At 53.2% G+C, this 12428-nt stretch carries 7 protein-coding genes; 6 read left to right on the top strand and 1 reads right to left on the bottom strand.

Annotation, left to right across the window (positions count from 1 at the left end):
- Window positions 1-6: 6 nt before the first annotated feature.
- Entirely contained in the window at window positions 7-1494 is a 1488-nt protein-coding gene (locus KTH_RS18720) for a phytoene desaturase family protein (RefSeq protein WP_111318892.1), read from the top strand.
- 28 nt (window positions 1495-1522) lie between these two features.
- On the top strand, window positions 1523-2866 hold the full coding sequence (murA, locus tag KTH_RS18715) for a UDP-N-acetylglucosamine 1-carboxyvinyltransferase (RefSeq protein ID WP_111318890.1): 1344 nt from the start codon (window positions 1523-1525) through the stop codon (window positions 2864-2866).
- A 46-nt stretch (window positions 2867-2912) separates the two neighbouring features.
- Here the strand turns inward: murA and KTH_RS18710 are convergent, their stop codons facing one another.
- Complete coding sequence (locus KTH_RS18710; protein WP_111318888.1) at window positions 2913-4949, bottom strand: hypothetical protein; 2037 nt, start codon at window positions 4947-4949, stop codon at window positions 2913-2915.
- Between the two features lie 287 nt (window positions 4950-5236).
- Here KTH_RS18710 and KTH_RS18705 point away from each other — a divergent pair, with 287 nt between their 5' ends.
- From KTH_RS18705 to yhbH, 4 genes are all read left to right on the top strand, one after another.
- Entirely contained in the window at window positions 5237-6052 is an 816-nt protein-coding gene (locus KTH_RS18705) for an SAM hydrolase/SAM-dependent halogenase family protein (protein ID WP_111318886.1), read from the top strand.
- Between the two features lie 83 nt (window positions 6053-6135).
- Entirely contained in the window at window positions 6136-6951 is an 816-nt protein-coding gene (locus tag KTH_RS18700; protein ID WP_111318884.1) for an LLM class flavin-dependent oxidoreductase, read from the top strand.
- A 903-nt stretch (window positions 6952-7854) separates the two neighbouring features.
- Window positions 7855-11109 carry an LAGLIDADG family homing endonuclease gene (locus KTH_RS18695; RefSeq protein ID WP_170142323.1) on the top strand — a complete coding sequence of 1085 codons (3255 nt, stop codon included), beginning with the start codon at window positions 7855-7857 and terminating at the stop codon, window positions 11107-11109.
- 167 nt (window positions 11110-11276) lie between these two features.
- Window positions 11277-12419, top strand: coding sequence for a sporulation protein YhbH (yhbH, locus tag KTH_RS18690; protein WP_111318882.1), 1143 nt, complete (start codon window positions 11277-11279; stop codon window positions 12417-12419).
- Window positions 12420-12428: the final 9 nt, after the last annotated feature.

The following is a 12428-nucleotide window of genomic DNA, read 5'->3' as shown; positions in this document are numbered from 1 at the left end:
TGTTACATGCAAGAACAGCTATCACAGAATCTCGCACCAGTCCTCCCGGCCAGTGAGCGCTATGATGCTATCGTCATCGGCGCGGGTCTGGGGGGCTTGCTTGCCGCCGCCCATCTGGTTCAGCGGAACAAGCACGTGCTCGTGCTGGAACGCCTGAATCATAGTGGGGGCCGCTTTACCGCCAAAACCTTTCAGGGTGTTCAGGTAAGCACAGGGGCCGTGCATATGGTGCCGTTTGGAAGCAGTGGCGTTCTGGCGCACATGCTCAGTCGGTTGCGCGTTCCCTATCGCTTTTTTGATGCCGATGTTTTTGGTTCCTTTCATGTTCATGGCAAACAACACCGTGTGCGCGGGCTCCTGGGTGTATCGCGCTTTCTCGGACCGCGTCAGTTTGGCTGGTTCCTGCGTCTGGGGTGGTTGATGTTTTTCCGTCCTCTGCCCGCAGATGAGCGCGATTTGCCCTTTGATCGTTGGCTGGAGCGGCATATCAACGTGAAGCGTAACCCGCAACTGGTCGCCTTTTTCGAGCGTATCTCGCGCTTTGCGCTCAGCCTTGAACTGCATCAGGTCAGCACTGCTGAAGTGATCCAGACGACAAAGAATATGTTTCGCTTTGGTGCGCCAGCGATTGTGGATGGTGGATGTGGAGCGCTATCGAAACGGCTGGAGCAACATGTTATCAAGCAGGGGGGAGAGATCTTGCATTCCTGTGAAGTGCGCCAGATTCTGCAGGAAGAGGGCAAGGTGTCCGGGGTGCGTTTCTTACAGAAGACGAGCGGAGAAGAGCGAACTGTCTATGCTCCGCTGGTTGTCAGTGATATTGGCCCACGCGCCACGGATGCCCTGCTAGAGAACCGACGGATCACGCAGGCAGCATTGTTAAAAGAACTGAAAAATCCGGCAATGGAGGCGCCACTGAGAGGTGAGCCCACGATCAGGGAAGCCGTTGGCCTGAAAGTACATGTGCTCAGTGATGTCTCGCTGATCCCGCATCGTGGGATTATGTATTGCCTGGATACAAAGCGTATTGCCGGGATCGTGCAGCCGACAAACAGTGACCCTTCATTGGCGCCTCCTGGAAAACATCTGTTGATTACGCATCAGGTGATTCAAAGTCACAATGTGGAAGAGGAAAAGGCTTTAGCACTGGCTGATCTCCGCATGCTGTTTGGAGAGACATTTGAGAAGCACTGCCGGGTGCTGACAATGGGCACCTATCGGGGTGAATGGCCGGTAAATCGTCTCTCACAGGGAGAAGATGTCTCACCAAAAACGCACGTACAGGGACTGTATCTGGTTGGCGATGCAGTAAAGCCCTCGGGTTACCTGATGGTTGAGGGCGTGGCCCAGAGCGTCAACCATTTTCTGGACCTGCTGGACTCGCTTGATCGGGAGCGGGCGCGTACGCGCCGGTCGCATATGGCGGTGCGTGGCTCAAAGCTCAATGCGTTGCGCTGGCTCTATAAGGCCCCCGGGAACTCCGGTCGGTATTAAAAAGTGCATGAAACAGAAAGGTTGTTGAATGGAACTCACTACTGCATCGTCTCAACGTGGGCCGTATTATCGGATCACAGGAGGAACTGCACTTGAAGGAGAGGTTGTCATCAGTGGGGCAAAGAATGCCGTCACGAAAATGATTATTGCCTCTCTGCTCACCGACGAACAGTGTATATTGCGCAATGTCCCCTTGCTTGGCGATATGTACCTGACAATGAAGCTCTGCGAGGATATCGGTTCTGAGCTGTCGCTAGAGGACCATACGCTCTCGATTCGGACGCCAGATGTGCAGAAGACGGTTATTTCAACGGAGGTGGGTGGCCTGAACCGTATTGCGGTCCTGACTCTTGGTCCCCTGCTCCATCGGCGCGGCGAGGTCACTATTCCGGCTCCCGGAGGTGATCGGATCGGACCACGCCCGATTGACTTTCATATCAATGGGTTGCGCCAGATGGGGGCTGTAATTATTGAGAAGGACGGCCATTACTTCTGTTCCGCTCCCAACGGACTACGCGGTACCACAATCAAGCTCCCCTTCCCGAGCGTGATGGCAACGGAGAACTTCCTGATCTCGGCTTCGCTGGCTCGTGGGGTGACCATCATTGAGAATGCTGCGACTGAGCCCGAGATTATCGACCTGATCAAGCTGCTGCAAAAAATGGGCGCGATCATTGAAATCAAGGTAGATCGGCGTATTGTCATTGAAGGCGTTGAGCGGCTGCATGGCGCGGTGCATACCTTGCTCAGTGATCGCAACGAGGCCGTCTCGCTGGCAATCGCTGCCTACCTGACGCGGGGTGATGTCTATTTGCGGCGCGCACAGCAGGACACACTGCTCACCTTCCTGAATACGCTCTCGAAAATGGGGCTTCGCTTCGAGGTCGATGACGAGGGGATTCGTTTTATCGGGCGTGAGACGCCGCCGCCTGCAATCGCGCTGGAAACCGATGTGCACCCGGGGTTTATGACCGACTGGCAGCAGCCCTTTACTGTGCTGTTGACGCAGGCAAAAGGCATGTCTGTGGTGCACGAGACGATCTACGAAGATCGCTTTGGCTATACCGAGGCGCTGATTGGTATGGGGGCGCAGATCGGCCTCTTTACCAAATGTCTGGGTGAGGTGCCCTGCCGTTTCCGCTCAAAAGAGCATCGGCATAGCTGCGTGATCAATGGTCCAACACCACTCAAGGGGACCCGTCTGCTGATCCCTGATATCCGGGCGGGCTGTTCCTACATTCTGGCAGCGCTTTGTGCGGAAGGTGTTTCCGAGGTGTATGGCATCGAGCATATCGAGCGAGGTTATGAGCATCTCGACTGGAAATTACGGCAGCTTGGAGCACAGATAGAGCGAATTGCACCGGAGGACTGATGAACCGGGAGACAGGGAGGGAAGGCGCGCTTTCCCTCCTGTCTTTTTATCCCTGCCATTCTGATTTGACTTCGCGAATCTGTTCTGGTGTGAGGATTCTGAACAGGATCAGCAGGTTCTCCAAATCGTATTCAAGGCCGATGGAATGGAGCTCTTGCCGAATGCGGCCAAGAGCAGCGATCTGTGCCGTGGTGATCAGGCCATGACTGAGCAGGCTAGCGGCAAGCAGTTGATCCGGTGTGAGCAGCTTGAACATTAACAGGATTTCGCCAAGCTGGTAGTTGAGATCAACGCCACGAAGCATACGCTGGATATTCTGCGCGACCTGAAGGCGACTCTCAGGCACCAGATGTCCTTCAAGTAACACACTATTGAGTGTGCGCGTCGCATGTCCGTTCAGCACCTGTGGCTGGGGAGCCTGAGCGGTTGGTGCTGGCATGGGCGGCAGGCTCTGCATGATATTCATCAGCACAGCATTATTGGGCCCTTTGGACGTCTCACTCTCGTTCAATGGCTCATTGGCAACCTTTTTGATCTCGGCCTTGATCTGCTCGACGAGGGCCTGATTGCTGTTGCCCTTTGTTTCGGTATTGGGCTCGTTTTTGCTGATCGGGAAGATCTGCTCCTCTTGCTCGTTGTCCTCTTCCTCTCTGACGGTTGTCTCCACCTTGAGAGATTGCGCAGTTGTACGGGGCGGTGTGCTGGAGGCGACGGTTGCCGAGGCGATCGAAGCCAGCGGCGTATTGGTTGCCGGTGCGGGTTGAGTCTGTGGCTCGGTACGTCGCTGATTCTGTGAGCCGGGCCGTTCAACCGGAATATCCTGAATCGGGGCAGCGCGTAACGGCTGCGAGGCGATGCTATCTTCGTTTGGCTTGATGGTGCGTACCCCTTCGGCGCTCGACTGAAGCATGCGCATCCCTGTCAGCGTGGTGTGAATGCCCGATTGCACGAAGGTGTCAGGCTGCGGCTCCTCGATGGGCTGAGGATTGTAAGGGTCAAGCTGTGACTGTTGTTGTTGCACCGCATGGAAGCCGGATGGCACAAACTCTTCAGGCGTTTGTGGCTGTGGCTCGGGTTGGGTGAACGCGGGTGGTACCGGTTGATTGAAGGGTGTATTTGTGTTGTAGGTAACGGTGCTCGGTTCCGGTGCAACGGGCGGCTCATTGGGAATAGGCTGACGCGACTGGACCAGCCGTGAGAGCTGCGCCAGACCGGACTCGTTGGCGGGATCAGAGGGCTCCTGCCCGCTTGCCAGACGCTGAAGAATCGTTGATTCGTTTGCCTTTGAAGGCGTCTGGTACTCATAAGCAGGTTTGTTGTTGTCGACAGGCTCGGTTTCGGGCTCATTGCCCTGTTGCGTTGTCCAGTTGCGCTGGTTGGGATAGAGAACAGCGCGTATTTTGTCGGTATAAGAGGTCGTCTGCACAGTATGTTCTATATCGTTGCCTGACGCCGCTGTATTCCCCGGAAAAGGCTGGTTGCTCCGTGGGGGTGCGTATGGGTTATAATCTGGTGAAGACGGGAAGCGTTGGGCGGTATTACCGCCAGCCTGATTGGTACTGGTTGTATACGCACCTGACATGACGGAGCGCGGCGAGGAGGGGGTTGTAGGCGACATCGGTGGTGGTGGTGGAACCCTCGGAACACGTGGCAATGTTGAATTACCAGAGGGGGCAGACACTGTCTGATTCGGAACACGAGAACGCACGGCATCGACCAGGCTCATAATGCCGATCATGCCGTCAACTTCTAGATCTGCGGTGGATGATTGACCGCCATCTTCAAACTCGCGTGCCCCATATCCTGCGATGTTTGTACAATTAAATGTAAGGACCTGAATACCTCGGCCCCGGCGCTGCGTATCCAGAGCCACCCAGAACTCTCGACGTGCAGCCGCCGCCTGAGATATGTTCACGAGAATCAGACGAATTGGCTGATGTGCAATGGTGTCAAATACCTCAACTGCGGTGCGTGCCGTATGACACTCATAGCCTGCAAGCTGAAGTTCACTGGTCAGCAATCCCGCCAGTTGTTGATCTCGTTCAAATAGTAGAATATGCGGTCCACCAGTACTGACATTCATAACCTGTATCGCTCCGGTCGCTGGCTCGTCTTGTATAAATTTCCAACAGATTTACAGCGTGTTTATTCGCAGTTTCTTTGAAGTATGGCTACATTGCCGCTAGTATAGCACATCTATCTGGCATTGTCATAGCAAGTATGACTTATGATATATAAGGCCCTTCTTAATGCGTAGGAAGGGCTTGTCATAGAAAGGCATAAACTCAGGTATCCTATTTCTACCTTTGCCATACTTGCCCATACTGTGTGTTTAGCGAAAATCACCATCAAGGAGAGAATGAGATACACATGAAACAACCGATTATTGCTTTACTGACCGATTTCGGTACTGCTGATGGCTATGTTGGCGTGATGAAAGGTGTCATGCTTGATACCGAGCCGCATGCACAAATGGTTGATATCACCCATGAAATAGCGCCACAGGATGTCCCCGCCGGCGCCTGGATCCTGGCGAACAGCTATCGCTATTTCCCGAAAGGAACGGTATTCCTCTGTGTGGTTGATCCGGGCGTGGGAAGTGTGCGTCACCCCATTGCGGTGCACCTCGGCGACTGGTATTTTGTCGGCCCCGATAATGGACTGTTCAGCTATATCCTGGCTCAGCAGCCCATACATCAGGCTGTTGTGCTGGAGAATCCCGCTTATCGGCTCACGCAGGTAAGCTCGACCTTCCACGGACGCGATATCTTTGCTCCGGCTGCGGCAGCGCTTGCCTGTGGCGTTGCGTTGACCGAGCTCGGACCTACCCTGGCCCCAGAAGCCCTGCAGCGCTTGCAGTTTGTAGAGCCGGTGCGCGCGGGAGCCGAAATCGAGGGCTCTGTAGTCCATATCGATCATTTTGGCAATATTATTACAAATATCCCGTTAACGATGGTCCCGGAACTGGATGGCGATCGTTCCGCTCAGTTGACCTTTACCGAGCACGATGTACGGGTGACAGGGTATCGGCCGACCTTTGCGGCCCCTCAGGCCGGAGGTGCGGCTCACCCCTTTATCTACGGAGATAGTTCCGGTTTTGTTGCGGTTGCTATCCAGAATGGGAATGCGGCGGCAACGCTGGGGATCCAGCGGGGCGCCTCCCTGAAGCTGACACTTTCCCGCTAAATATGACGGGAGATGACATCCTTCTGCTGCTATGCTGGAAACAGCGCAAATCTGTTATGGGCATTAGAGAGGAGCAGAGTGGAATGAAGTACGGCTTTATCATCTCCTGTGGGGATGTACACACGGTCGCTGAGCTGGCATATGAGGCGGAACAGGCGGGATGGGATGGCGCTTTCTACTGGGATGGAATCTATATCGAGCAAGCGGAACATGTGTATGATCCCTGGATTGTGATGGCAGCAATGGCTCTGCGTACGCAGCACATTCGTCTTAGCGCGATTGTCACCCCGCTTTCAAGGCGGCGTCCGTGGAAGGTCGCGCGTGAGGCGCTCACGCTTGATCATCTTTCCCGGGGGCGTTTCACGCTCTCTGTTGGGTTGGGGGCGCTTGATGATGGCGGTTTTTCAAAGGTGGGTGAGGTGACGGACCTGAAAGAGCGGGCGGAACTGCTTGATGAGAGTCTGGAGATTCTGACCGGACTGTGGAGCGGGGAGCCGTTTTCCTATCAGGGCAAGCACTATCAGCTCGATGAGATGCGCTTTCGGCCTACTCCTTTGAGCCATATTCCCATCTGGGTGATCGGGGCCTGGCCATATCATAAGTCAATGCAGCGGGCGTTACGCTATGATGGCGTCATCCCCACGAAACCCCGGGCGGAGATGACGCCCGATGACACGCGAGCGATCAGGGAATATGTTGTTCAGCATCGTGTGGCAGACACGCCATTTGAGATTGTCTGGGAAGGGACAACTCCGGGCGATGATCCCGAGAAGGCGGCGGCGCTGGTGCGGCCCTGGCAAGAGGCGGGTGTAACGTGGTGGATGGAATCTGATTGGGCGACGAGCGATCCCGAGACCTTGCGTCGACGGATCAGACAGGGACCTCCCCGTGTAGACTGAATGGATGGCCGGTATCGACTGGATACCGGCTTTTTTTATAGGAGAATGGTGAGAATGCTGAGTAGCCTGTGCGAGGATGTCGAATCGTACGGTTGCCGGATCGTTTGGCAAGGTACGTAGAATGGCGTTAAAGGGCGCAGTATCGTTTCATTTTAGAATTGAAGTAAGCAGAGAAATATGCTATAATGAAGATAAACCCCATAGGAGGGAAGAACGTTCTAGATGAGGTTAAAAAATAGTTGGCAGAGATGTTCGTAACCGTCTGAAGAACATCAGTGGTTGGTTACAATGGATTAAGAAAGGACACATTGAAATATTGTAGGAGCATCAAACGGATGCAGTTGACAACTCTAACCCATTACAACCAACCTGTAAAAAGGGCTGGATTTATAGTAGAAAATCAAGCATATAAAAATAGAAACGTTGGAAAGGGCTGGTTCTCACACGCCTTGTTGAGCGTGAGAAACTGGCCCTTTCGGTCTTCTGTATCCTGCTGGAACGAAGGTTGTGGCATGGGGAGAGGTGATGCGTTCTTTACCAGCGCAGCATCACAAGCAGTTTGGGAATGGAAAGGAGGGTGTGAAGGTGACGTTACTCGTGTTCATGGGCTACAACAACCTCCGGGGTTCTGATGAACGGCTATGAACGAGTGATGAAACCTGCGCTCTTCTCTCACCTCTCGTTGAGGGTGAGTGTGTAGCGGTCCATTGAGACTGTTGCAACTTGAAACACACAAACGTAGAACTTTGTCCTTGCCCGAACGCGTACGAAGGTTCCCTAGCTGTCAATTGTAGTTTTTGTCTCATCGGTGACGTGAGTAAAGGGGGATCAGTTTCTTTCATGAGACTGCTTCAGAAGGTCGTCCATACGTCATCGATCTGTACAGCAAAGAGAGGGTAAGCCATGGATCTGGTGAAGCGGTTGGAAGAATATCGCGATAGAGAGCGAGAGCTGCTATGGGAAGGCACCTTTGCGCAATACTTTGAGATTGCGTCGAAGCGGCCTGAAGTGGCCCGTCTATCGCACGAACGCATTTACCATATGATTATGGATGCGGGCGTTGAAACGACTCGCACCGGCGAACATCGCTACAACTTTTTCAGTCAGGAGATCTTCGGCATAGAGAAGCCCCTTCAACAAATCGTTGACTACTTCCACTCGGCTGCACAACGTCTGGAAGTGCGCAAGCGTATTCTGCTGCTCATGGGACCTGTTGGCGGCGGTAAATCAACCATTGTGGCCTTGCTCAAGCGTGGAATGGAGGCATATAGCCGCACACCTGTGGGCGCAGTCTACGCGATCAAGGATTGCCCGATGCATGAAGAGCCGCTCCACCTGATCCCGATGGAGTTGCGACCAGATGTCGAGCGCGAGTTTGGACTGTATATAGAAGGTGAGCTCTGCCCGCATTGTCGCTATATGGTTGATACCAAATATGAGGGGCGAATTGAAGACGTCCCGGTCAAGCGTATCACCTTTAGCGAGAAGTATCGGACTGGTATCGGGACCTTTACGCCTTCGGACCCCAAAACGCAGGATATCAGCGAGCTGGTCGGCGGCATTGACCTTTCTACTATCGGTGAAGTTGGCTCAGAGAGCGACCCCCGCGCGTACCGTTTCGACGGTGAATTAAATATCGCAAATCGCGGCATTATGGAATTCGTTGAGATTTTGAAGTGCCTCTCTGGTGATACTCTGCTCTTCACTTCTAACGGAATCCGCCGATTGGACTCATTTGCATCTCCTGATCAGCCTGCTGGTATGTCGCGTGATATTCAGCTTTCCCTGGCAAGTAGTGTCGGTGTGGAGACTGCGACCAAGCTGTTCTATGCAGGAAAGAGCAAGACCCGGCGTTTGGTCACACGAAGAGGGTTTACGCAGGAGGGCACGCCTGAACACCGTGTTCAGATTGTGAATCAGGATGGTGTTCTGATCTGGCGCAGACATGATGAACTCCAGCCCGGTGATTGGCTTGTGCTGCAAAAGGGCCAGAACCTCTGGGGTCAGGATGTCGAACTGCGCTGGACTCCTCAGAGAGCCGAACTTGCACAGCGGATCCGGGTGCCTGAGCGCATGACCCCTGATCTTGCTCGTTGGCTCGGCTATATGGTTGCAGAAGGTGATATCCGGCCTGATGGTACGGTTCGTTTTACCAGTTCCGAAGACGAACTGCGTGACGATTTTGCCTCTCTGACTGAACAGGTTTTTGGTATTATTCCTCGGCGGAATCGTCATACCATTCAGCTCAATTCGGTTTCACTGGCTGACTTTGCGCTTTATATCGGGTTCCAGAGCGGAGCATGCAACAAAGAAATTCCCTGGAGTGTGCTCCAATCGTCTCATGCCTGTATGGTGGAATTCCTCTCGGGCTACTTTGCCGGAGACGGAACAGTGACTGCCAAAGGGCGTCTATCATGGACAACTGCCTCCGAAACGCTTGCAAAGCAGCTTCAGGTCGTCTTGCTCAACATGGGTGTGGTGGCTCGCCGAACACGTGTCCAGGCTCGCTCTGCCCAGATGAAAGAGCCCGGTTCTTACTGGGTGGTTGCGGCTGATGGCGTGGATGCTGATATGCTGGCAAAGCAGATGCCATTGCGTCCGCTGAGCAAACAGCTTGCCTATGAGACCCGTACCAATGGTGTGGCTCGCTCAGGGAGAGCTGATCTGATCCCGAATACCGCTGGATACTGGGCTACCATTTCGCAGGAACTTCAGCAGGTCACGATTGCAAAAACGCAGGCCGCTGGTAGCTCTCACGCGGTAGATTATACCGGGGCCCAACAGATTCTGGGTGAAGATTATAGGAATCTCCATATGCTCCGGACCGGTACAAATAGCTGTACGCGTGATATGGCCCGGAAAATGCTCGGGAAGCTAGACGGATGGGTGGAAACACCTCCCGGATTGAATGCGCTCCTGAACCCATCGCTGTTTTATGATGAGATTGTTGCGCTTGAGGATGGTGAAGCTGAGTGTTGGGATTTCCATGTCCCGGGTTCACATACCTTTATCGCGAATGGTATCGTCAATCATAACTGTGATGAAAAGTTCCTGTATGTACTGCTTACTCTGAGTCAGGAGCAGAACATTAAAACCGGGCGCTTCAGTATGATCTACGCGGACGAGGTCGTTGTCAGCCATACCAACGAGCATGAGTATCAGGCATTTGTTGGCAATAAGAAATCAGAGGCATTGCAGGACCGCATTATTCTGGTCAAAGTGCCGTATAACCTGCGTGTCTCCGATGAGGTTAAAATCTACGAAAAGCTTCTCAAGCAAAGCGCTTTGAAGAACGTCCATATCGCACCGTACACGCTCCGTATTGCCAGTATCTTCGCCGTGCTGACCCGCCTTGAGCCTTCCAAGAAAGCCGGGATGAGCCTGATGAAGAAGCTGAAGCTCTATGACGGCGAGGATATGGAGGACTTCAAGCAGAAAGATGTGCGCGAGTTGCAGGAGGAAGCGGTTCGCGAAGGCATGGACGGCATCTCGCCGCGCTATGTGATTAACCGCCTGTCAAATGCGCTGGTCAAACAGAATGTCACCTGTATTAACCCGATCGATGCCCTTCGTGCCTTGCGTGACGGCCTGGATCAGCATACCAGCATCACACGAGAAGAGCGGGAGCGCTACCTGAACTTTATCAATGAGGCACGCAAAGAGTACGACGAGATGGCGAAGAAAGAGGTTCAGCGAGCCTTTGTCTACTCCTATGAGGAGTCGGCACGAACGCTGTTGAACAACTACCTGGATAACGTCGAGGCGTACTGCAACAAGACCAAATTGCGCGATCCGATCACTGATGAAGAGATGGAGCCTGATGAGCACCTGATGCGCTCGATTGAAGAGCAGATTGGCGTCTCGGAAAACGCGAAGCGCTCCTTCCGTGAAGAGATCCTGATCCGCATTTCGTCGCTGGCACGCAAAGGACAAACCTTTGACTATACCAGCCACGAGCGCCTGAAGGAAGCTATCGAGAAAAAGCTGTTTGCTGATTTACGGGATGTCGTCAAGATCACCACATCAACACGCACACCGGATAAAGAGCAGTTGCGCAAGATCAATGAGGTGGTTAACCGCCTGATGACGGAGCACGGCTACTGTCATGTGTGCGCAAATGAGATTCTCCAGTATGTGGGTAGTCTCTTAAATCGATAAGTTGCACGAAGATGTGGGTGCATAGCATCTCTGTGATCGTATACGGTTGTTCTGCCCTGCGTTCCAGTAGCGCAGGGTAGATTTCCTACCGCTCTGATGTTGCCTCGGCATGGGATCTGCTATGCCATCTCATCTCCGTTTCCTTGTTTTTGAGAAGGAGAAAGACGATGTCTGTTTCTCAGCATGATTGGTCTTTGCACCGCAAAGGGCAGGTAGATCAGGAGCGCCATAAAGAGAAGATCCGCGAGGCAGTCAAGAAAAATCTGGGGGAGATTGTTAGCGAGGAAAGCATCATCCTCTCGGACGGCAAGAAAACAGTTCGCATTCCTATTCGCTCCCTTGAAGAATATCGCTTTCGCTTTGATCCTGGCCGCCAGACGCATGCCGGGCAGGGGAACGGAAAGAGTAAGGTTGGCGATGTGGTTGCCCAGGAACCAAAACAGGGCAAGGGGAAAAAGGGCGATGCCGGCAAAGATCCTGGCTATGACTATTATGAGGCGGAAATCTCTATCGAGGAACTGGCACAGCTTATCTTTGAGGATCTGAGTCTCCCGAACCTTGAGGAGAAGCGCCAGCAGGAAATGCAGACCGACGCCGTTCGCTTCACTGATGTGCGTAAAAAAGGCCCGATGCCCAATCTGGATAAAAAACGCACGATCCTGGAAAACATCAAGCGCAATGCCGCAAAAGGCGAGCCACGCTTTAAAGATATTAAAACCGAAGACCTGCGCTTTAAAGTCTGGGAGCCAACCATCCGCTATCAGTCCAATGCGGTCGTGCTGGCGATGATGGACGTTTCGGGCTCAATGGGCGAATTTGAGAAATACATTGCGCGGAGCTTCTACTTCTGGATGGTCCGCTTTTTGCGCACAAAGTATAACAATGTACAGATCGTCTTTATCAGTCACCATACCGAGGCGCGTGAGGTGACGGAAGAGGAGTTTTTCCATAAAGGCGAGAGTGGCGGCACACAGGTTTCCTCGGCGTATGAACTGGCCCTGAAGATCATTCAGGAGCGGTATAACCCGCAGGACTGGAACATTTATCCCTTTCACTTCTCTGATGGGGATAACCTGCCCTGGGATAATGACCGCTGTGTGCAGCTCGTGCAGCGCCTGATGGCGCAGTGCAACATCTTTGGCTATGGTGAGATTCGTGAAGGCCATTATCGTTCTCCCAGTACGCTCATGTCGGCTTATAGCAAGATAAACGACAAGAAGTTTATCGCTGTAACCATTTCTGATAAAAAGGATGTTTACCCCGCTTTGCGTAAGTTCTTTGCTCAACGTGACCCTGTTCCCTCCCGCTAGAGTACTTTT

This window comes from Thermosporothrix sp. COM3 (assembly GCF_059696735.1).
The sequence above is the reverse complement of the archived record's forward strand: the minus strand, read 5'-3'. Positions and strand labels throughout refer to the sequence as shown.

Coding starts and splice junctions, on each gene's coding strand:
- KTH_RS18720 (WP_111318892.1), top strand. CDS start 7: ATGCAAGAACAGCTATCACAGAATCTCGCACCAGTCCTCCCGGCCAGT.
- murA (WP_111318890.1), top strand. CDS start 1,523: ATGGAACTCACTACTGCATCGTCTCAACGTGGGCCGTATTATCGGATC.
- KTH_RS18710 (WP_111318888.1), bottom strand. CDS start 4,949: ATGAATGTCAGTACTGGTGGACCGCATATTCTACTATTTGAACGAGAT.
- KTH_RS18705 (WP_111318886.1), top strand. CDS start 5,237: ATGAAACAACCGATTATTGCTTTACTGACCGATTTCGGTACTGCTGAT.
- KTH_RS18700 (WP_111318884.1), top strand. CDS start 6,136: ATGAAGTACGGCTTTATCATCTCCTGTGGGGATGTACACACGGTCGCT.
- KTH_RS18695 (WP_170142323.1), top strand. CDS start 7,855: ATGGATCTGGTGAAGCGGTTGGAAGAATATCGCGATAGAGAGCGAGAG.
- yhbH (WP_111318882.1), top strand. CDS start 11,277: ATGTCTGTTTCTCAGCATGATTGGTCTTTGCACCGCAAAGGGCAGGTA.